This window comes from Chryseobacterium sp. MYb328 (genome assembly GCF_037572595.1).
Lineage (GTDB): Bacteria > Bacteroidota > Bacteroidia > Flavobacteriales > Weeksellaceae > Chryseobacterium > Chryseobacterium pennae.
In genome coordinates this window covers 320,524-343,235 of the sequence record NZ_JBBGZQ010000002.1, presented here as the reverse complement: position 1 = coordinate 343,235, position 22,712 = coordinate 320,524, and the positions used below count along the sequence as shown (strand labels likewise).

Here is a 22,712-nt window from a genome sequence, read left to right as displayed (position 1 = left end):
AAAGATACTATTTCAAACTCACATTCCTCATCTGTCTCATAATCCAATTATGTTTCTTTCTTAAATAAGGGGATGGATTCTTTGGATCATATTTCTTTGGATTCGGCAGTACAGCAGCAATCCAGGCTGCATCTGAAGCACTTAGATCCTTGGATGCTTTACCGAAATAATATTGAGCAGCTGCTTCTACACCAAATACTCCCTGCCCCATTTCAATGGAATTCAGGTATCTTTCAAGTATGATATCTTTACTCCATACTTTCTCAATAATGAAAGTATAAACGGCTTCCAGTCCTTTTCTTACCCAACTTCTGCCCTGCCAAAGAAAAACATTCTTTGCGGTCTGCTGGGAAATGGTACTTCCCCCTCTTATTTTTTTCCCCTGTTCATTATGCTTCATTGCCTTTTCGATGGCTGTATAATCGAAGCCGTTATGATCGAAAAATTTCTGATCTTCAGAAGCGATCACTGCCTTTTTCACATTACTTCCCATTTCATCATAGGAAATATAGTCTCTGTGTAATTTTCCGTACTCAAAAAGACCTCCGATCTGGGTAAGGGTAATGGGTGGATTGAAAAATCGTCCCCAAATGATGAAAACTACGTTCAATACAAGAACGATGAAAATAAACTGTTTAATTCTTTTCCACATAACTTTATAAAAAGGAAAGGCAAAAATAAGCAAAAATAGTCCGAGTTACTGCAATTCTTTCATATAAGTAAGCTGATAATCCGGTAAAAGTTCAGGATGGAAGATTTTAATATAATCTTTAAGGATCAGATCTGCTCTTACTACCCCGCTTTCGAAGAAGTCATTGGCTTTCTGTCTCTCTTTCCCAGCCATTGTATAGAGCTTTCCTTTATTGAATACATCCAGTTTTCCGTAGAAAGGGTTCATCTTCAGCATTTCTTTTTTTGAAGTGTGATTTCCTGCATTTACCCAGTACTGAACGTCTCCTGCTTTGGCATACACTTCCTCAAAGCTCATCGTTAATGCCTTTTCATCTTTATTATCTTTCATGATATAAGTAGCATTAGCATCAGCGATATAGTGAGCTACAGAAGTATTTCCACCCGGAAGATACCATACATCCCCATACATTTCATTGGCAAGGACAACAGGTTTCTCTTTTGCAGTCAGGGCAAGTTTCTTCAGATCATTGTAGTTTTTCTCCACTTCCTGATACTTAGCTTCAGCTTCTTTTTCCTTTGCGAAAAGTTCTCCAAACAGTTTAATGTAAGCCGTTTTTTGCAATGGCTGCTGTTCCATATATTCATCCAGAAATATGACCTGAATTCCATTGTTTTTCAAAAGTTGGTAAGCATTATCAAAACTTGCAATATAATTGGTGAAGATTGCATCCGGTTTCATGGAAATAATTTTCTCTACATCATACTTCTGATCACTTCCCACATTCTGAATCTTTCCTTCTTTAATCAGATTCTGGATCTTTTCTGAATAGATATACTCCGGACTTGATACACCAATGATTAAATTTTCTGCTCCAAGCTCTGAAATATACCCTGCCATACTTGCATTAAGAAGGATGATTTTCTTAAAAGGAGTCTGATTTTGCTTAAAATTATAGGTGAAATTCCCTGATTTCAGCTCCAAGCTTCCGTTTTGCTCCTTGTATTGGGTGCGATTTGAGATATTTGTCCAATCTGAGGACGAAATTTTTGATTCTCTTTTACAGGCAATTAGCGAAAATACCGTAAATAAAAGTAAAATTTTCTGTTTCATCTTCCAAAGAACGGAAAAAAGTGGTATATTTGCAACCGTTAAACAACAAGATGACAAACGGCCTCGTGGCGCAACTGAATAGCGCATCTGATTACGGCTCAGAAGGTTACAGGTTTGAATCCTGTCGAGGTCACAAACGACAATATGCGCAAATTTAGGACAATTTGCGCATATTTATTTTTAAACACTTCATATTCAGATAGTTAGACTTCAACAAATTAAGACTTTCATTACAAAAGTGTCAACCCCAAAAAATTCAGTTGATTCTACTATAAAAAATCAAAACACTGATAAGCAATTAGTTAAAACAACAACCGATAAAGGTTTGAAAACTTTACCTCCGATAACCTAACAGGATTCGAACACCAAAATTTAGAGAAAAAATCAAATGTATATTCCTTTAAATTGTTTTCAATTGTTGTTCAAATGCAAACAAGGAAATTTCCTTTAGAAAATGATTTATCTTCTCATCATTACCTAGAGTTTCTCCTATTCTTGAACCAGACTTTTCTAATTTTATTCCAAATATTATTTTTATAAATTCCGGTAACATATTCAGAATTTTTTCATCAGTAATTACTTTCTCAGGAAAAAATAATCTTGCTATTCTTTGTTTAACTGATATATCAGATGCCTCATAAATGTCTCCTAAATGACAAAATATATTATTCCCTTCTTTTTTCCAAAACATTCCTACTCCTGCCTTTAATGCTTGATCACGTAATTCTGAAGCATAATTCCTTAAATAGACTTTACAACTGTTCTTAATAAGGAAATAGTCATCGTAATCAATTTTTCCCATCGAAAAAAGCTGATGTGCATTTAAACTTCTATCAATCGATTTATCCATTGCTCTTCCTATCTCCCGCTTTTTACTTTGATAAGCTTCTTGTCTTCCTTTATCAATTTCTTTCAAAAAATCATTGGCTATCTTTAAAAAAGGAATATCAATCTGTACTTCTTTAAGGAAAGTTAGAAAACTTGTATTAACAAAATCAGTTCTGATACGATACTTACATTCTCTGGTACAATGGTAATAATAGTATTTCTTAAATTTTCCCTGTGAAGAACTTGCAGTTAATGTTTTTCCACAGATAGGACACAAAAGAACGCCTCTTAATATGAAATTTTCATTAAGTACTTTTTTCTTTTTGACAAACTTTGAATTATTTAATTCCCGTAATACTTTTTGAACTCTCTCAAACAGTATTATAGATACAATTCCTGTATGTAATCCATTAATAACCTTACTTTCTTCATTTTCAGATTCAGGAACTTTAATTTGTCCACAATAAATAGGATTTCTTATTAATCTATAGAAAGCGCTCATACTACATCTTAAACCTTTAGAGGCAGCATGCTTATATATTTCTGATACTGTAACTCTTTTTTCTTTTATTATCTCTTCAAAGGCTTCACGAATTATAGAAGCTTCAGGGTCATAAGGAGCAATATATTTTTTTCCATCCGCTGTTACTTTATTCCGATATCCTAAAGGAGCTTTATTGATCCATCGACCTTCCAGCCTTGCTTTTTGCATACCTAAACTTACATTCCGGCTTCTTTTATCATTTTCAACTTCAGATGTAGTCAAATATACCGCAAGTATAATCTTACTTTCTGGTATAGAAAAGTCTATTGGCTGATCAATCGCTTGAAGAGAAATTCCCATACTTCCTAGTTTCTCAAGCATTAGATAAGCATCTGTAATGTTACGGCTAAATCTATCCCAGTAAGTAAAGAGTATAATCGCCGGACGATTTTTAAGAGATTTAATCTTAATCATTAATCTGTTCCATGCGGGTCGATTAAATGTTTTTGCTGAATAATCCTCGAAAATAGTTTCTGTAATGATCAGGTTATTATATTTACAATAATGCACAAGACGCTCCAACTGGCTGCGCTGGGAATATCCTTTTACAGCCTGCTCATCGGTACTAACTCGTATGTAGAGATACACGGCAGGCATAATATGGTAATTTCTCTTGGGAAATGTTATATAATTACAACGTAGAATCTTTGCATTTATTAGAAAATCATAGTAATTTAACCCTTAAAATTAACCGGAAACCTGTACTTGAATCATTCTTTCCAAATCAAATGATTCCTCTTCTATCCACTTTTCTTTTTGAATTAGCTCATTAATTAGTACTAATTCTTTTTTTGAAAAATTTTCTATAGATAAACCGGATAATTCCTTTAATAGATCCCAATGGCTATAGTGATAATCTATATGTGTGCTTATTTTTTTATGCGGTTCATTAGGATATAGAAGAAAAATATCTTTCTTTCTAGCTTTTAGCTTTTCTTTTATTCTCGAATAAATTTGTAAACCTGCCAAATCCCAATCACAAGAATAGTAGATTAGCTTTGAAAGTTCGATTTCATCAATATCGTCAATTATTTTGATATTGTTTCCTCCAACATACCATAATTTGACTTCTGTATTCCTAGCAATCCAAGGTTGTTTTAAAAATGATTTATTTTCACACAATACAATTGCCTTAGGGTTAGGATGATCAACCACTATCCTCCATTGATTCTCTTTCTTATCTAAAGGAAACTCTGTGATATTTAAAATTTTGAATACCGCATTTCTCAAACTGGTCTTGTTCTTCAAGTATTTCGAAGTATCAAAGAATTCATTAGAAAAATCTTCTATATTGGTTGGATTATTTTTTAACTCTGTTTTATTCTCAGCAATGAGCATTAAAGTTTTTATATCCTCAAGTGTAAAATTCTTTTTAGCACTGGGTTCAATACCATTTTCTATTAGAAAAGTCTTAGCCTCATCATATGCTGTTTTAAATGTATTTTCATAAAACCTATTAAAGTTATCTGTAGAAATAATCACTTTATTATTTCCAGGTTGATGATCTAGAATGCATTTGTCTTCTAATAGGTAATTAATATAAGGATGCTCTTGAATGATTGCCTTTGTCTTCTTTAAATGGAACAAATCATCAAGTGCTTTTAACTCTTTCCAAGTGATATTTTTATTCATCATCAGGCATGGTATTAATGTAGTCAGCAATATCATCTACTATGTTATCTGAAAAAATCCCCAAAGGTGGAACATAAGCATCCATATCGGCCAAATTATTTTCATTCATAATGTATATATATTGCCCATCATTTGTAATTTCTCCTGCTGTTTCTATAGCCATTGTAAGAATTTGATATTTTTCTGTTTTTGCTAATTCATGCAACATATCATAATTACTACCTAAACCTTCAGCCTCATCTATCGGCATTATCTTTAGTCCTCCTTTTCCTTCTTCCTCAATCAGAGATAATCTTGCCAAACATAATAAAGCATTAGCGGTATAAGTTTGCCCATTACTGCCAGAATTACTCTCATCGTTGTCAAGTTTTAAATCAAACTCTAAATCGAAATAAGATTTGGGATTCATTAAGTCTTCGGGATCAACCTTAGCACTACCTCCAAATTGTTGAAAAGCCTGTATCATCATTATGTTAATATCCATTTCTTCTCGGAGATCACTAAATAATCCTACATAATTCATCTGACTATTTAATTGCTTTCTAAAATTGAAAAGCCAACTTGTAGGGAAATGAATTGACGGTTTAGACAATAAAGATGCTCGATTACCTCCGGTAATAACTTTGTTTTTCTTTTTGAGATAGGAGTCTATTTCACTAATTTTAGTAAGGTAATTGTTATAAACTTTATAGACCTCATTGAAAATACTACCTAATATTTCCACTTTTCTTGAACCAATTTCCTGAATATCCTGTGTGAGTTTATTCAGTCTTTCTGCAATATTATAGGTAATTAGATCTTCATCAATTGTAGAAGTATTAAAAACCGTTGGTAACAAATGATTAGCAAGTTTACCAATAGAAACAGTTTCATCATAAGGGGTATTTTCAGTTACGATTTTTAAATATTCATCGTAAACAGTCTTTGATCGTTCCGCTTTAGATTTCAAAGAGTTGAAACCACCATTTTCAGGATCATTTAGCTCTTGTTCATCTGTAAAATTAATTTCTGATCTAAATAAATCTTCGTTCAGTCTGATTGTTTCATCCAGTTCTTTATTTGCTCTACTATAGGTATCTTCTTTGTCTTTTTTATTATTTTGAAATTTATCGATTGTTTGTTTAAGATCAAATTTTGTAGTTAATAATTTTGATTCATTGTTAATTTCTTTTGCATACTTCTGCTGTAACACTTCAACATCTCCATTAAAATTGTCTTTTAATTCAGACAGACTATTTTCGAATTGCTCAATTTCATTTTTAACAAGGCTAATATCAATTACAAAATCTTCTTTAAAATACTTAGTATCTAACTCCTTGATTTTTTTATTATGTCCTTCAATTATACTTTTTTGATTTATAAAATATTGATATTCCTTTTGAATTGAAGTAAATTCTACATCGATATTTTCTCTGTTATTATATAACTCAATAATTTGAACAAAAGTTTCTTCGGAAAGTCCTATTAAACTTGCTTCAATTTTAAATCTGGCAAGTTCCTCCTTTCTTTTGTATAAATCAATATGTTCTTTTAAGTTGCTATAGGCAAATAAAATCTCTTTTAGCTTTTGTTCTTTTTGTTTTTTAGCATTAAGTGTCAACAAACGATTTTCAACACCTTCTTTTAATTTTTGAATAGGCTCAATGAGCAGTTTTGGATCGCTAACATTCAATACTTGATTGGGGGAATGTTCAATATATTCATAAACACCATCGAGATTTAGCCAAAAGCCCCGAACTGTTTCCTCTTTAATTTTAGCATCTACATTTTTAAATAGATCTTCAGGAACAGATATGTATCTTTCTGCATTTCTTTCAGATACTTTTACCTTACCATATTTTTGAAAATAAATTAATGTACTTTCAATGTTGTGTAAGATTGGGAATTTTAAGTTTTCTATAGCCCAATTTAAAAGAGATTCCGGATTATTAATATCTGTAAACTTAGAGAGGGACTGAAGTTCAGTTATTTCTTTTTCGAGTTCTTCAATTCTCTTGGGAAATTCGACGTTTTCTTTTTCAAAATCAATTAGCCAATTGGATGTATCAAAATCACTTAATACATTATTTGTTCGAAGATGATTAGTAAAACTTTGTAAGGCTGTTTTATTTTCGTTTTCTTTTCTTTGAAAAGAAAACCATTCTTTAACTTTTTCTAATTGATTAGCATTTAATTTCAACCAATTTTCAACCTTTTCTATGGAAGCTTTGGACTGACTTATCTCTAAAAATCTTTCTTCAATATCAGCTTTAAATTCTTTTTGGCTTTCAAGTTTCATCACTGTTTCTTTTAAACTGTGAAGTTCTTCCAGTTCTTTAATTTGCAAATTGATTATTTGATTTTCTATGAATATTAATTCATTATTATGTTTATATAATTCGCTAAAAATCTTCAGTTGTTCTTGAAAAGTCTTTTTCTTTAGTGTGTTCCAATAGTTGTATCGTTTAATTAGATATTCAGAATAATTTGATTTATAATCCTTACTTTTTTCGAGTACATTTTTTAGTAAATTTTGCTTTTCATTAATTAGTCTGATTTCATCCAAATATCTTTTATGTTCGTGGAAGTCATTCGTAATATTTCTTACTTCCTCATCATATTTTGCTTTAATAATATTCTTATCATCGTCCCCAAAAAGAAATTTTTTAAGATTTTCAGATTCTTTTTTAAAGCCTTTTCCCCGTGAGAATGACCTTAAAATACTTGCATAGGCTTTTAATGTCTCCTCTTTAGTCAAGTCTAAAGAAAGTATTTCATTACTGTAAAGGGTTTGGTGATAACCTTTTCTTTTAAATAACTTCATTCTAGCAAACTTAATCTTTTCACAAAGACTATTTAGCGTCTCAATCTTATCATTTATAATTAAATCTTTGGTAAAAATTGGATTATTGAGAGGTGTTAACACTCCCCAATCATATCCATTTTGGATAATGAACATATCAGCCATATTGCTAGTGCTTTCAATGTAAGCTCCAATTACAATATATTGTTTTGGCTTTACTTCAATATTTAAAAAAATATAACCTCTGGAAGATGTTTTACCTTTAGTTCCCAAAAGCATTCCCTTGACATCTCTATCCTTATTACCATCTGTAGCAGATTGAAATTCACTCGATCCGATTAAAATCAACTGAATCATATCTGCAATCATACTTTTACCACTACCACTTTCACCACTAAAATCTGTTCTATAAGGATGAAATAAATAATCTGCATTAAAGTGTTGTTTAATGCCTATTGTAGATAGACTATATATGCGTGGGAAATTATTCTGCATTTTTCACTTCTTTAATCAGATCATCTATTGTTTCTATCTGGGGTTGATACGCTACTCTTAACCGTTCAAAAGAGGGTAAAATTTTGAATTTATTTTTCTCACTTTCATCATCCCACATTAACCATCCTAATTCACCGAACTTGAAAAAGGATTTTCTTACAATATCTTCAAATCTTTGGTCGGTAGTATCTGTTCCTTTGTCTGAAGAGTTGTCATTTATTAATTTTCTCAAAGCATTCTTCTCTTCTTCATATTCTTCATAAAGAAGGATTATAAAATCAGAAATACTATCTAGCTCAATATTACCGTCCAGTTTATACATTTTTAGAAAGAGCATTCCGATGATTATAAACTCGCTTTTTAAATAGTCTCTGTGATCAGAAGATACATTGCTCTTTCCATCTTCATTTAGTTGCAGATAATAATATTGATTAAATTCATTTCCTTCTTTTCTTAGGTTGAGATTGAAAAAGTCTTTATAATATTCTTTTAAAGATTCAAAATTCTCATTTTCATTTAAAAAGCGAAATAAGTTTATGTCAAAAGGATATTCTCTCTGGACATGAGTTCCACTTCTAAGTGTATAATCCAACTTAGCAAAAATATTCATTGCTTTCTTATCGTATAAAAAGCTGTATTTTACTATATTTTCTGAATAATCATCTGGCATACTGAAATACTTTTGATTGCTGTATAATTAACAGCATTTCGGTTAATATCAATTTTATATTTGTGTTTCAACTTTGTACTTCTTCTCAAAATATTGTGTGTGGTTTTAACAGCTATAGGTAATCCATCATTATCTATAATCTTAAAAAAAAATGGGGTAAAAATTAATGTACCATTTTCGTGTAATAGCTTAAAGGCAATATTTGTCCAATATGATATTCTCTCTTTGTCTCGCTTCCATTTATTCGCTTTGTCTAATAATTCTTTCCTTTTATAGAAATCTATTTGTCTTTTGGGAACCTCTATAGGCAATTTATAACTTATCTCTCTAATTGGTACAATATTCAATATGGGAAGATGATCTGCATATTTTACTTTTAAACCTGAGAGATTATCCGGTAATTGAATTCTTTTTACACTTCCTTCCTTTTTTACAAAAGAGTTTTCTAATATATAATCAATGAATTTATTGGTCTTTCGATCAAAATCTTGTTTATTGAAATCATAAATAAATTCTCGTATCCGAGGTTTTATCTTGTCAATTCTTTTGCTTACCTGTTCTAACTGATTTCTGGAATTGTCATGAAATTTCTGAACCTTTTGAATATTATCAATATAATCATAGCTATCCGGCTTTTGGAGAATCCCTGTTAAAACTTCGTCAATCTCGTATGAAACCTGAAATGCATTTTTTAACTCAGATGCCTGTTCTTTGATTACTTCTAAGTGAATTTCAATCCCTCTCAAAACTTCAGTAATACATTGATTTTCAGACTTAACAATTGCTTTGAATTCATTGACAGATTCATTTACTTGTTGATCAAGTATTTCAATTTGAGAAACAAGTTCAGGCATTCTTAGATTGAAATGATCTTCTATCCACTCATTAAAATCTTTTTCTGCTTCAATATTTTCTGTGAGACTTTTATGTAATTCATCAAAAAACCGTTTTATTTTGGCAGGATTATATTTTTCAATTAATCTCTTTTCAATATTTTGACAAAGTTCTAATCCATACTTTTTGAACTGATAGGTTCTCTTCGTTTCATTACGCCATAAAAATGATTCTTGTAGTCTTAGAATTATTGTATTGTTTCTATTATCAGTTCTTGGGCTTTCATTTCCCTGGTCTTTAAATACCTTATTAATACTTGCAATAATATTTTCTTCGGTAAAGTCTTGATCCTTATACTTTGCATAAAGAGAAAGGAGAATTAATCCGTCATTTTTCTCAGGGATTAGTTTCTCAGCTGCTGGAAGCAGAAGGTGTGCATTATAATATCGGAGCCTGCCAGCTGGGAGGTTATGATTTTGAACAGATCAAAGCCAACTTAAACCTTTCCGTACAGCACTTTTATCTGCATACCCTTATTGCCGGTGCCATAGATTTTCAATCTGAAAAAGCAGCCATGCAGACAGAACTTGAATCTTTAGAATGGCAAAAACATACGGACACCCTCCAATCTTTGGTGAATGCATGTGAACAGAAAGAAGTACAGCTTTGGGTAGAAGAAGACAAACTGAAATTCAAAGCGCCTGAAGGAGCCCTTTCTCCTGAACTGCTTGAACAGTTAAAAGCCAGCAAAACTTTCCTGATTGCCTATTTGCAGTCCGAGACCTTTAAAAAACATCAAAAACAATACGAACGATTTGCCCTTACCCCTATCCAGGCGGCCTTTTTAATGGGACGAGACAATACTTTTGAATTAGGAAATGTAGGATCACACTATTACAGCGAATTGAAATGGCCCAACCTTGATGTAGAGAAACTGGAAAAAGTAGTGAATCATGTCATTGGATTACATGATGCCCTTAGAACCGTTATTTACGAAGATGGAACCCAGGCAGTTTTACCACAGCAGCCTTATTATCAGATTACAATATCTAATGAAACACCTGAAGCTATAAGGGCAGAACGTTCCCACCATAAATATCCTCTTGGGAAGTGGCCCATGTTTCATTTTGAAGTGAGCAGCGCTCATTCTACCGACACTATTTTACATCTGAGCGTCGATTTACTTTTACTGGATGCCTGGAGCGCCGATCTTCTGATGCGGGAAATCATTAAAGCCTATCAGGGTCAGGAAGTAAAAAAACCAGGATATACTGTTAAGCAATATATTGCCGATGAAAAAAAATGGCATCTGGAACATCAGCAATTCCTTCAGAAAGCCGAAAATTATTGGGAATCCAAGTTAAAAGACATCCCTTCCGGACCGGAATTGCCGTTTATAAAACCGTTATCCGAGATTGAACATCCAAAATTCAGAAGGTACACATTCGCCGTATCAGATAAGGCCATTGAAGCTTTAACCCAAAAAGCCGGACAGTACAATCTGAGTGCTACAGCTGTATTGGCAACCATCTTTTCAAAACTTCTGTCCCATTGGAGTGGCGGAAAGGCTCTTACTTTAAATATGACGCTTTTCAACCGTCTGGGTCTCCATCCGGATGTTAACGAGGTCATGGGTGACTTTACCAATGTGGCCTTAATCTCCTATTTCCCTGAAAACCAAGCGAACTTTTTATACGAAGCCACTGCCATTCAGGAACAAATATGGCAGGCCGTGGAGCACCGGGCTAAAAACGGATTGGAAGTCCTGAGAGCTTTAAACAAAAACAATCCCGGAAAAGCGGTAATGCCCGTTGTGTATACCAGTTTGCTAAGCAGTGAGTCAGCAGATATGGAAAACAATTTCTTCCCGGAAGGCGTAAAAGAAGTCTATGCCGTAAGCCAGACTCCACAGGTAGTCATTGACCATCAGATCTACCGCAGAGGTGATGAATACCTGATCAACTGGGATGTGGTGGAAGAAGCTTTTGATCTCCGGCAGCTTGAGAAAATAGTGACTCTGTATGAAGCATGGGTGCACCAGATTGTAGAAGCTGAAAACTGGGACATTCAACTGAGTGCAGATTCATAAAAAACAAATTAAAACTACAGATTAAAACTAAAACTATATGAATATTTTACAAAGATGGTTTCCATTTAACCATAGAAAAATACAGGAGGAACAAGAAAACACAGATTCGTTCAGACCTTCGGAAGAGCGCATCCAGGTATTTTGTTTTCCTTCAGCCGGCAGTAGTGCCGGTTTATACAGAAGCTGGTGCAATGCTACCCATGACATGAGTGACATAGATTTTATTCCGGTAGAAATCCCGGGACGTGGCAATCACATTACATCCCCGGCCGCAACCTCCATTGACGAACTGGTAGAAGCCTTTTTATCAGTTTTTCCAAAAGTGGTGCGCGCTCCTTATATTATTTACGGGCACAGTTTTGGAGCAGCAGTTGCCTTTCAGGTCGCCTATACCTTACAGGAAAGAGGTTTCCAGCTCCCTGAAAAACTGATTGTAGCCGGACGTCATGCTCCTCATATGCAGGATCCGAACCCTTTGAGCAGCGCCAGTACTGATGCCGAAATTATTGAAGAAATCAAAAAAATGGGCGGTACTCCGGAAGCTATTCTGAATCATCCGGAAATGTTACAGTTTACCCTCTCCCAACTGAGAGGAGATCTACGTACCCATGAATCCTTACGATACACAGGACAAAAACTTCAGATTCCTATTGAAGTCCATTGCGCTACACAGGACGATGCAACCAAAGAAATTGTGGAATACTGGAAAGAAGTGACCACAGATGAATTTCACATCAAGGAGTTTGAAGGTCACCACTTTTTTATTCAGGCATTGGGTGAAACCTACCTGAATTCACTGATGGATACCATTACCCAAACAAGAAAATCACTCTCTTAAATTACTATGACTCATGACAACGGATTCAATTCATTATAAAACAATCTCCCAGCTCATCCAGGATGGTACATGGAATACGGAAAAACTTCATATTTCCCAGGAAACCTGGAAGGCTATTAGAGATCAATCAAAAGAATATCACTTACAGCCGGAAAACATATTGGCTTTTACGGCTGCACTTTCCTTAAAAACCTGGCTCGATCTGCCGGATCAGGAAACTGGTGAACAGATGAATATCATCAGTAAAAACGACTTTTTCTCCGTTTTACTCAATCCTTCTGAAAATATCGGATGGGATCAAAGTTTTCTGAAACACTGCAGTGATCTGAATGATTCTGTCACCTCAGATTTCAATAAAGCACAAGAATTACTGAACCACAGGTTTTCCGTAATTCTTCATGATGGCTCCTCTGATTTTAGTATTCCCATCATCACCTCTCCGGTTTTAATGATGATAAAAGTAACTGAAGATGTACACATTGAATGGCATATTCATTCTGAATTTTTAAAGGGAGAAAGAGTGAAATCCCTGGCCAACACCCACAGCTATTTACTGAACTGGTCATCACAGGAAAACTGGCAGAATTCTTTACCGGATCTTTTGAGCGAACAGGAAAGAACAATCAGAACTGAAGCCAACCAGACTTTAGCAGAAATTCAGCCCCAACTTATTCATCAGGCTTTTTTCCGGCATGCTTTGCAAAATCCCGAGGATATTGCTCTTTATTGGGAGGAGGGAAATACAGCTCAAATGAGCTATGGAGAACTCGCCAACAAAGCCTTAAAACTATCACGTGCCTTAGTTGATAACGGAGCTGGGCAGAATAGTCGTACAGCAGTTGTACTGCCAAAAGGTTCTCCTCAAATCATTGCTGTGATGGGAATTTTGGGCAGTGGATCACTGTATATCCCGATTGGTGTAGACCAGCCTTCAGAACGCCAGAAAAAGATCTTTAAAAAGGCAGACATAGAGTATATAGTTACTGATTCTTCAACGCTTGCCGAATTTCCACATCTCAACAATCTGGCACAGGAGCAGCATATTACCATCATTAATCTTGATGAACTCTCTGAGGTAGTGCCTTTGGAAGCCCCTGTCAATTCAGGTACAGATCAGTTGGTTTATATTATTTTTACTTCGGGATCAACCGGAGAGCCTAAAGGAGTAGAAATTACCCATTCCGCAGCCTGGAACACCATTCAGGATATCAATACCAGGTTTAACGTAACTGCTTCAGACCGGGCTTTAGCGATATCTGCTCTGGATTTTGATTTGTCTGTTTATGATATTTTCGGATTGCTGGCAGTAGGTGGATCGCTGGTACTGATTCGTGAGGAAGACCGAAAAGAAGCTTCTCTTTGGGTTCAGTGGGTTGAGAAATACAACGTAACTCTATGGAATTCAGTTCCGGCACTTTTTGATATGTTGCTTTTGAGTTCTTCGTCAGAAAATAATCTGTCAAGCCTTCGTCTGGTATTAGTCTCAGGAGATTGGGTAGGATTAGATTTAAAGGACAGACTGATAGAAAGATCAGAAAACGGTCAGCTTATCGCCCTGGGTGGAGCCACAGAAGCTTCCATCTGGTCCAATTTCTTCCCGGTGAATGAGGTTAATCCCAACTGGAAATCAATTCCATATGGAAAACCTCTGGCCAACCAGAAATACAGAGTGGTGAATCATTTGGGAATGGATTGCCCTGATGGCATTGCCGGAGAATTATGGATTGGTGGGAAAGGAGTTGCTTCAGGGTACACCAACAATGAGGAACTTACCCATAGCCGTTTCGTTACTTTCGATAACGAAAGATGGTACCGGACCGGTGATCTTGGACGCTACTGGCAGGATGGTAATCTGGAATTTTTAGGCCGTATAGACCATCAGGTAAAGATAAACGGATTTAGAATCGAGCTCGGAGAAATTGAGTCTGCCCTGAAAACTTTTCCGGGAGTCGCTCAGGCAACAGCTGCGGTAATTTCCATTCATCAATCTGCTCATCTGATTGCCGGTATTGTAGGAGAAAAAGCAGCTTTAACTGAAGAAACCGAATCTGATATACTGACAGCCGCCTCTCCTGCTGCCCAATCCGGATATCAACTTCAAAAGCAGGTGGTTGCCAATTTCCTGTACGAATTACTGGATTTATCAAACCACACTATGAAAGGAACTAATGATTCTGTTCTTTTACTTTCAGAACCAGCCTTACCGTCTATGATCACCGCATTAAAAGCTGAAATCATTAATGAAATGGGCATTGCTCCTGAGCAGACTCCCGTACTGGATATGTGGTTCAACTGGCTGCATGAAGAAAATATTCTGACAGAAAAAGAAGGTCAGTGGTTATTTACTGAACCAAGTACTGTTGATTCTGATGATTCCTTTTTGAACACTTTCAGAGAAAGACTTCATGAACGCCAACCGATACTTCGTCAGATTCTATCCAACACTCTGCCTTCAGTATCTTTACTGGATGATGACCTTTTATCTCCTGAGATCTTAAGCACCCATGATCAAAGTACACTGAAAGGAATTCAATATATAGCCGAAAAAATTAACCAGGCAGCCAACACTTCCGCAAAAACTTTGAAAATTGCCATTCTGGGAGTCCGAACAGGAGTTTTAACAGAGAAACTGCTTCAAGCGACTCAAAATAACAGCATTGAATATTCTGTGATTGACGAAGGCCGCGCTATGGTTCACAGCTGCACCGAAACATTATCTAAAGCAGGCTATCAGGTCGATGGAATTGAACTGAAAAACAACCAGGTTCCCGAAGAATACTGGTATCATTTTGATTTTGTGGTGGCCATCAATACACTGCATCGTTTCCCTCAACCGGATCAGGGAATATTTATCAGTCATCTTCTCCTCCAAAACGGAGGGCGGCTTCTCGCTGTTGAGGCCGGACTATTGATGCCGGTTGCCCTTATCAGTTCAGGAGTTATTGACCGTGGTTTCCAGCACTTTGACCTTCAGCGCAGAGAAGTATTCAGTCCGATGTTAAATAAAGCATCCTGGAAAAATTATTTTCTGAAAACAGGCTTTACAAAAGTATCTGCTGAAGAAATTGAAGATTCTTTCACTCTTGTATATGATACGCAGTGTCCGAAAAACCGTCCTCAATTAAAGGAAACACAGATCCTTTCCCACATTCAGACATTATTACCACCGCATATGATCCCTGAAAAGCTGGTTATCCTTCCGTGGATGCCGTTAAGTGCAAATGGAAAAATAGACCGGAAATCCTTTACCGGACTGGTAAAAACCATGATAGAATCGGAAGTAAGAAAAAGTACGGAAGATTTTGAAAAACCAATAGGCAAGATGGAAGAAGGCATCGCTGAAATCTGGAAAGAGCTATTGGCTTTAGAAGCCGTAGGAAGAAAAGATGTATTCTTTGAAATAGGAGGCGACAGCTTATCGGCTACCCGTTTTCTTACAGAGGTAAAAAAACAGTTTGAAGTGAATCTCTCCCTGAGAGAATTATTTGGAGCGACTTTAAAAGATGTTGCCGCTAAAGTGCAGATACAGCACATCAAAATGCAGCAGGAATTGGAAACCATGGAAATAGGAGAAATTTAATTATGATAGGAATTATAGGAGGATACGGAGAAGTAGGCCATCATGCCTGCATTACCCTGCAACAATATGGCATTGGTCCCTTAAAAATCGGAGGGCGTAATCCTGAGAAAGGAAAAGCAAAACAGTCGGAAGCACTTCCCGGAGCCATCTGGGAACAGGTAGACGTAGAAGATGACGAAAGCATTACCCGTTTCATTGCCGGCTGTGACCTGATCTTAAATTGCGCTGCCCCATCCCATCGTTACTCAAGACGGATTGCTAAAATATGTTTGCAGCATCATGTCAACATGGTAGATGCCGGAATAGATAATGATTATCACAGCGATCCGCTGGAAACCGGAGATAATATCATAGTGTATGCTGCCGGAGCTACCCCCGGATTTTCAGGATTGTTCCCGATCTGGTTTGGTAAGCAGTTTGACAAAGTCCATTCTCTGCTTAGCTATTATGGCACTTCAGGACAGCTTTCAAAAGCCGGTGCTGAAGATTACCTGGAAGGATCATTACATTCCAACAATGTTCCCCGTGCGGCTTGGAGAAACGGTGTCGTACCGAATGTATTATCACGAAAAAGCGGAGTTGAACTTCCTTTCTTCCCCGGAGAAATTACTTTATTCCCTCTTTTTGATGATGAAACCCAGCTGGTGGCGCAAAGACTTGAACTGGAAAACGGAGAATGGTATGCTGCGGTAGAAGGAGAAAAATCAATCGCAGCTCTCGACAGTGCCAGTTTTGAATATAAAACCAATCCTAAAGCTATGATTGAAAAATTGTGCTTTGCCGTAGAAATGGATACGCTGGGAAGAAGTCCCTATTTCATTCTTATGGTCCAGTTGACCGGAGAAACAGAAGGTCAGGAAAAAACACAGACTGCCGTGTATGAAGTGGGAAAAATCATTCCTTTCTGCGGAAAAATAGCCGCCATTATCGTAAAAGCAGTACTGGATGGTAAACTAAAACACGGATTACATCATGCGGCTTCCATTGAGGATATTGACTATGTGATGGATCTTCTGGAAAAAACAGATTCCACACACAGTATCCAGATTATTGATCATTCAATTGAAGAACTTTCAGTGGAGGAAGAAGGAACCTTATAAAGATTAAAAAATGAACAGTATCAAAAAATATAAATCAGGAAAAATAAGAACCGTAGTCATTGGCTCTACTTTCGGACAGTTTTATCTGGAAGCGCTCAGTAATCTGTCTGATGACTTTGAGATCAAAGCTTTGATTGCCGGTGGCAGTGAGCGTTCAAAAAAATGCGCAGAAGCTTACGGCATCCCCCTTTTAAAAGATATTACAGAAATAAACCCTGATGAGGTTGATCTGGCGTGCATTATCCTCCGTTCAGGCGTTATGGGCGGTAAAGGAACCGAATTCGCTCTTTATTGTATGGAAAAAGGCATTCATGTGATACAGGAACATCCTATCCACCACAATGATCTGGCCACCTGTTTACGGGCAGCTAAATCGAACAATGTGCATTTCATTACAGGTAATCTCTATGTTCATCTCCCGGCTTTCAGACGATTTTCTAAAGTGGCAAAACATCTTTTTGAAACGAAAAAAGCAGTCTATATCGATATTGCGCTGGCCACTCAGGTATCATTTCCATTGGTTCAGATGATGATTGATCTTTTGCCTAACCCAAGACCACTAAACATTCATCATGTTCTGAAAGATTCGGGACCCTTTCAGGTACTTACCGGAGAATGGGGCGGTCTGCCTCTTACCCTTCGTGCCCATAATGAAGTCAATCCAAACGATCCTGACAACCATCAGCATCTGCTGCATACCATCTCTATCGGATGCTCCGGAGGAACTTTATCTCTTACCGATACCCATGGACCTGTAGTATGGAAAGCCCAACTTCATATCCCACACAATGAATTGCTGAGAAATGTATCTGCCGGAAATCACCTGAATGAAAAGAGCACTATGGTTCTAGGTCCTGAATTTCCGCCTACTTATCAGGAAATTCTTCAGAAACAATGGCCAAGAGCTATTGGAAAGGACCTGCTAGCCATAAAAAGTTTTATCACAGGCGAAAAAAAACCGGAACAGAGAGCTCACCAGGAACTATTATGTACCCGTTTGTGGCATGACCTGACCCACGCTTTAGGATCTCCGACCTTAAAACCGGATGCCTCCTATGAGCAGATTGAAATAAGCCAACTTATCGAGATTGCCAGCCACGTTCCGGCCGAACCGGAAGAAATGAGTATCTCTTAATCCGCTTTTAGAACCCAATAATATGAATATCCCTATGACAACCTATATAGAATCCGTTGATGTTCAGGAGCTGATGAACAGCATGCGAAAAAAGAAAATTCAGCTCTGGACAGAAGACGGAAAATTAAAATTCAAAGCTCCGAAAGGAGTTATGGAACCGAATGACTTAGAACTTCTCAAGGAAAACAAAGAAAAGATCCTTGACTATCTGGAGTCAGAAAACAAGACTATGACCATCCAGTATGACCTGCCAAACCGCTATAAACCGTTCCCCCTTACCGATGTTCAATCTGCTTACCTTCTGGGGAGAAACCCCGGATTCAGATACGGCGGGGTTGCCTGTCATTTGTATATGGAATTAAAATACAATGCTTTAGACCATGAACTTGTAGAAAATATCTGGAACAGACTGGTTCAAAGGCATGAAATGCTAAGGGCTACTGTGAGCAATCAGGGGTTTCAGAGCATTCAACAGGAAACACCACGCTTCACGGTAAGTTATCAAGATGTTTCTTCATTAAAAATTCAGGAACAGGCTTCTGTTTTGGAGAAAGTACGGGAGCAGATGAGCCATCGTGTTTATGATACTGAACAATGGCCGTTATTCGATATTGCGGTAACCACGACACAACTGGAACAGAAAAAAGAATCCGTGCTTCATTTTTCTATGGAATTCCTGATTGCAGACTGGATCAGTATGTGGATGCTGATGGCTGAATTTGAAAAACTTTATTTCAATCCTGATATTCAGCTTTCCCCCTTAAGCCTTAGTTTCAGAGATTATGCCATTGCAGAAAGGGGAATCCGTGAAACTCCTGCCTATGCCAAAGACAGGAACTACTGGATGAATCGTGTGGAAACGTTGCCCGCAGGTCCTACCCTTCCCGTTTCCCGCAGGGAAAATACCGCCTCCAATCATTTTACGAGAAACAGCACGTTGATTGAAAAAAAGAAATGGGAAAGCTTTAAAGCAACTGCCAACTCACATGGTATTACTCCCACTTCTGCAGTGGCAGCAGTGTACGCTTCCGTACTGGAACGCTGGAGCGAAACCGCTCATTTCTGCCTTAACCTTACCGTTCTGAACCGTATGCCTCTTCATCCTGAGGTTCATCAGATTGTGGGTGATTTCACTTCGGTTAGTTTACTTGAAGTAGATTACAGGGAGCCCAAAGTATTCAGTGAGACGGCAAAGAATATGAATATTCAGCTGTTTGACGATTTGGATCATCCGTTATTTACCGGTGTTGAAGTACTTCGTGAAATGACTAAAAAGCAACAGAACGGAAGAGTTCTTTTACCCGTTGTGCTAACGAGTGCCATCGGATTGCTTGACACGGGTGAAGATTCGGGACTAAAAGGACAGATCGGTGACTACAATATCAGCCAGACGCCTCAGGTATTTATTGACTGTCAGGTGGTAGATACCGCACAGGGACTTTCTGTGAACTGGGATACCCGTGATGGTATTTTCCCCGAACAGATGATTGACGATATGTTTTCAACCTTTGAAACGCTTCTCAACGAATTGTCGGACCATCCGGAATCGTGGCACAAAAAAGACCTGATTGCATTACCATCAAGGCATCAGGAAGAAAGAGACCAACTGAATCATGAACCTGCTATGTTGCCGGAATCTTTACTTCATGAACCCGTCATCAAAAACTTCAAAATTTACGCTGATAAAACAGCTATTGTTGATGAGTACGGTTCGTTTACCTATCAGGATATTGAAGAAAAAACAGTTGCTATTGCTTTGCAATTACAACAACTGGGCTGCAAAGAGCAGGATAAAGTAGCGATTACCCTTCCTAAATCCCACCATCAGGTAACTTCTGTACTGGCGGTTCTTGCTCTGGGTGGTGTATATGTTCCGATAGACCTCAACCAGCCTGTTGAAAGACGAACAAAGATCATTAAAAATGCAGGGATTAAGTATGTTCTGACTTCTGATGAAATCAATCAGCAAGGGTACGGAACAGAAAACGGGGTACACATTATTGCTGTAGATACCTTATCATTTAACAAAGAAATAAATCTTGGTGAAATTTCTGCCAATACAAAACAGGACCGCAATGCTCCTGCCTATGTCATTTATACTTCAGGGTCTACCGGTGAGCCTAAAGGAGTAGTGATCTCCCATTTAGGAGCAATGAATACAATTGAGGACATCAACAGACGCTTTAATATTAATGAAAAAGACAGCGTTCTTGCTTTATCACAGCTCGGCTTTGATTTATCAGTGTATGATATCTTTGGAATGTTAGGACTTGGCGGAACTCTCATCTATCCTAACCCGGACCGCCAGCGTGATCCTTCTCACTGGCTGGAACTGATGCAAAATTATCAGATCACAGTATGGAACACAGCTCCCGCCCTTATGCAGATGTTTGTTAATTTTCTGGAAACTGAAAAGCAGGAAATTCGTACTTCTCTAAGTCATTTCAGGCTTGCTTTATTATCAGGAGACTGGATTCCTTTGAACCTCCCTGATACTTTAAAGCAGCTGGTTTCTTCTGTACAGCTGATCAGCCTGGGTGGAGCAACGGAAGCTTCCATCTGGTCCAATTTCCATATTTATAAAGGATTACAACCGGACTGGAATAGTATACCCTACGGAAGACCGCTTTCCAACCAGGGATTCCGTATTCTGGATGAACAGATGAGAGATTGTCCGGAATGGAAATCGGGGGATTTATTTATCACAGGTTCAGGGCTTGCACTGGAATACTTCAATGATCCTGATCTTACTGATGAACGTTTCTTTCTACATCCTTCAGACGGTGAAAGAATGTATAAAACCGGAGATCTGGGAAGATATATGCCCGGCGGAGAAATTGAGTTTTTAGGAAGAAGAGATAAGCAGGTTAAAATAAGAGGTCACCGTATTGAACTAGGTGAAATAGAATCTGCATTAACTACCCATCCTGATGTTTCCAATGCCGTAGTGATCGCTAAAACCCATACTGAAAACAGTAAAATAAAAACCTTATTTGGATTTATAGTTCCTTCCGGAAATCAGTCTGATTCCGATTTTACTTCTGAAATAGTACAGTTTTTAGGTAAAAAAGTCCCTGCGTATATGGTTCCTTCCCATCTTCAGGTTATTGATAGAATTCCGGTAACCGTTAATGGTAAAGTAGATGTTAAAAAACTGGAAGAATTATGTATTCTTGATACCGGTAAAACCACTACAGGCAATCAGGATTTCACGGATGAACTTGAAAAAACAATTCATGATTTGTGGTGCAGCTCTCTTGGTCTTGATTATATCGACAAGCATCAGAACCTCAACGACTTTGGGGCAGACTCCCTGATATCAGCTCAGATGGCTGGAAAACTGAGGGATATTTTCGTAGAAAAAGGGCAGCAGCATCTGACTTTTGACCTAATTTTAAGACAAATTCTAACCTCTCCTACCATTGCAGATCTGGCAGATTTCTTTAGAGATCAGGAAAACAATGCAGGCGTTCAGAAGAAGGCAGAAGAAACCAAAAAAGAAACCCGTATCGGAACACTTACCCATTTCGGAGGGGACTCATCCGGGATGCATCGTATCATCCTTCATGCAGGAGGTGGAACTTTGGAAAGGTATAAACACCTGATCCGTGAAATGGTCAATCAGAATTCCGGAGCGGTCTATGGAATTTCCGTTGGAGATTTTGATGCTTATTGTGCTATAGAAAGCGATCAGCTGGTGGAACGTATTTCAGATGATTATTGTGCCTCTATTATTGAAAATGGTGCTAAACAGGTACAACTTATCGGCTATTCCATCGGAAGTATGATTGCTGTAGAAATGGCAAGAAGACTGAGTGAAAAGGGAATTGAAGTCGCTGATTTGTGCATTATAGATGCCATCCGTGTTCCTTTTAAAGTATATGATGATCTGTTTGTGGAATTCCGTTTTCTGCCGAATTTAGGAATTAACCCGGCAGATGCAGGTTTTGGAGAGATGAACGGAAAACTGTTCATGGAATGGGTAACCCAAACCTTACAGCAAAATAAAAACGAACTTCCGGAAGGTGCTATTTTCACGATGCAGGGTAACAGCGAATTGGTACAGATAAGTTCAGTTTTTAACAAGATGAAAACTGCCAGCCAATCCGAGAGATTTGATGCTTATCTTGATGCCATGAAACGCTTATCCGGACGCGAAATGCCCAAAGAACTGCTGGAACGTACCTACAGTACTTTTGCTCAAAACTTTAAAGCTTCCCGGTTTGTGTCTCCCCCTTATTTTGGTGATATCCGGTATTTTAAAGCTAAAGATCAGGGAACCACGACTGCAACCGGAATCAATGATGATATTCTAGAACTGTGGTCTGAAATCAGCCTCGGAACTTTAGATATTACAGACATTGAAGGGGATCACCTGGGTTGTGTGGGTGAAGAATATGCACCTGATCTGGCTCGTCATTTAGAAATTTCTGATCAATAA

At 37.3% G+C, this 22,712-nt stretch carries 13 protein-coding genes and 1 tRNA gene; 7 read left to right on the top strand and 7 right to left on the bottom strand.

Going from position 1 to position 22,712, the window contains the following annotated elements; genetic code table 11:
* Positions 1–7: 7 nt before the first annotated feature.
* Both mtgA and WH267_RS03525 read right to left on the bottom strand, forming a co-directional pair.
* On the bottom strand, positions 8–652 hold the full coding sequence (mtgA, locus tag WH267_RS03530; RefSeq protein WP_115971315.1) for a monofunctional biosynthetic peptidoglycan transglycosylase: 645 nt from the start codon (positions 650–652) through the stop codon (positions 8–10).
* A 45-nt stretch (positions 653–697) separates the two neighbouring features.
* Positions 698–1,744 (bottom strand): ABC transporter substrate-binding protein, encoded by a 1,047-nt coding sequence (locus tag WH267_RS03525; protein WP_340005751.1) that lies wholly within the window; start codon positions 1,742–1,744, stop codon positions 698–700.
* A gap of 59 nt (positions 1,745–1,803) precedes the next feature.
* On the opposite strand from WH267_RS03525, the gene WH267_RS03520 reads away from it, so the two are divergent.
* Positions 1,804–1,877 (top strand) — tRNA-Arg (locus WH267_RS03520).
* 267 nt (positions 1,878–2,144) lie between these two features.
* On the opposite strand, the gene WH267_RS03515 is transcribed toward WH267_RS03520, so the two are convergent.
* From WH267_RS03515 to WH267_RS03495, 5 genes are all read right to left on the bottom strand, one after another.
* Positions 2,145–3,713, bottom strand: coding sequence for a recombinase family protein (locus WH267_RS03515; RefSeq protein ID WP_340005749.1), 1,569 nt, complete (start codon positions 3,711–3,713; stop codon positions 2,145–2,147).
* Between the two features lie 90 nt (positions 3,714–3,803).
* On the bottom strand, positions 3,804–4,751 hold the full coding sequence (locus WH267_RS03510; protein ID WP_340005747.1) for a hypothetical protein: 948 nt from the start codon (positions 4,749–4,751) through the stop codon (positions 3,804–3,806).
* Positions 4,741–8,025: a hypothetical protein gene (locus tag WH267_RS03505; RefSeq protein ID WP_340005745.1), complete on the bottom strand. Its 3,285-nt coding sequence runs from the start codon at positions 8,023–8,025 to the stop codon at positions 4,741–4,743. The genes WH267_RS03510 and WH267_RS03505 overlap by 11 nt, the downstream gene beginning before the upstream one ends.
* The gene (locus WH267_RS03500) at positions 8,015–8,695 is read right to left on the bottom strand and encodes a hypothetical protein (RefSeq protein WP_340005744.1); all 681 of its coding nucleotides are present in this window, start codon (positions 8,693–8,695) and stop codon (positions 8,015–8,017) included. Before WH267_RS03500 ends, WH267_RS03505 begins: the two co-directional genes overlap by 11 nt.
* Positions 8,668–9,549, bottom strand: coding sequence for a hypothetical protein (locus WH267_RS03495; protein ID WP_340005742.1), 882 nt, complete (start codon positions 9,547–9,549; stop codon positions 8,668–8,670). Before WH267_RS03495 ends, WH267_RS03500 begins: the two co-directional genes overlap by 28 nt.
* A 338-nt stretch (positions 9,550–9,887) precedes the next feature.
* On the opposite strand from WH267_RS03495, the gene WH267_RS03490 reads away from it, so the two are divergent.
* Genes WH267_RS03490 through WH267_RS03465 form a run of 6 tightly spaced genes read left to right on the top strand, consistent with a single transcriptional unit; the run spans position 9,888 to position 22,712 of the window.
* Positions 9,888–11,618, top strand: coding sequence for a condensation domain-containing protein (locus WH267_RS03490; protein ID WP_340005740.1), 1,731 nt, complete (start codon positions 9,888–9,890; stop codon positions 11,616–11,618).
* A 37-nt stretch (positions 11,619–11,655) separates the two neighbouring features.
* Positions 11,656–12,456 (top strand): thioesterase II family protein, encoded by an 801-nt coding sequence (locus WH267_RS03485; protein ID WP_340005737.1) that lies wholly within the window; start codon positions 11,656–11,658, stop codon positions 12,454–12,456.
* A gap of 13 nt (positions 12,457–12,469) precedes the next feature.
* A complete protein-coding gene (locus tag WH267_RS03480; RefSeq protein ID WP_340005734.1) occupies positions 12,470–16,036 on the top strand; it encodes an amino acid adenylation domain-containing protein in 3,567 nt (1,188 codons plus the stop codon).
* A 2-nt stretch (positions 16,037–16,038) separates the two neighbouring features.
* Positions 16,039–17,136 carry a saccharopine dehydrogenase NADP-binding domain-containing protein gene (locus tag WH267_RS03475; protein WP_340005732.1) on the top strand — a complete coding sequence of 366 codons (1,098 nt, stop codon included), beginning with the start codon at positions 16,039–16,041 and terminating at the stop codon, positions 17,134–17,136.
* A gap of 10 nt (positions 17,137–17,146) precedes the next feature.
* The gene (locus tag WH267_RS03470) at positions 17,147–18,271 is read left to right on the top strand and encodes a Gfo/Idh/MocA family oxidoreductase (protein WP_340005730.1); all 1,125 of its coding nucleotides are present in this window, start codon (positions 17,147–17,149) and stop codon (positions 18,269–18,271) included.
* A 22-nt stretch (positions 18,272–18,293) separates the two neighbouring features.
* On the top strand, positions 18,294–22,712 hold the full coding sequence (locus WH267_RS03465; RefSeq protein WP_340005728.1) for an amino acid adenylation domain-containing protein: 4,419 nt from the start codon (positions 18,294–18,296) through the stop codon (positions 22,710–22,712).

Bases quoted from the DNA above. Each gene is read 5' to 3' on its own strand.
- mtgA (WP_115971315.1), bottom strand. From the start codon at position 652: ATGTGGAAAAGAATTAAACAGTTTATTTTCATCGTTCTTGTATTGAAC.
- WH267_RS03485 (WP_340005737.1), top strand. From the start codon at position 11,656: ATGAATATTTTACAAAGATGGTTTCCATTTAACCATAGAAAAATACAG.
- WH267_RS03470 (WP_340005730.1), top strand. From the start codon at position 17,147: ATGAACAGTATCAAAAAATATAAATCAGGAAAAATAAGAACCGTAGTC.
- WH267_RS03495 (WP_340005742.1), bottom strand. From the start codon at position 9,549: ATGCCTGAACTTGTTTCTCAAATTGAAATACTTGATCAACAAGTAAAT.
- WH267_RS03525 (WP_340005751.1), bottom strand. From the start codon at position 1,744: ATGAAACAGAAAATTTTACTTTTATTTACGGTATTTTCGCTAATTGCC.
- WH267_RS03475 (WP_340005732.1), top strand. From the start codon at position 16,039: ATGATAGGAATTATAGGAGGATACGGAGAAGTAGGCCATCATGCCTGC.
- WH267_RS03480 (WP_340005734.1), top strand. From the start codon at position 12,470: ATGACAACGGATTCAATTCATTATAAAACAATCTCCCAGCTCATCCAG.
- WH267_RS03510 (WP_340005747.1), bottom strand. From the start codon at position 4,751: ATGATGAATAAAAATATCACTTGGAAAGAGTTAAAAGCACTTGATGAT.
- WH267_RS03500 (WP_340005744.1), bottom strand. From the start codon at position 8,695: ATGCCAGATGATTATTCAGAAAATATAGTAAAATACAGCTTTTTATAC.
- WH267_RS03515 (WP_340005749.1), bottom strand. From the start codon at position 3,713: ATGCCTGCCGTGTATCTCTACATACGAGTTAGTACCGATGAGCAGGCT.
- WH267_RS03505 (WP_340005745.1), bottom strand. From the start codon at position 8,025: ATGCAGAATAATTTCCCACGCATATATAGTCTATCTACAATAGGCATT.
- WH267_RS03465 (WP_340005728.1), top strand. From the start codon at position 18,294: ATGAATATCCCTATGACAACCTATATAGAATCCGTTGATGTTCAGGAG.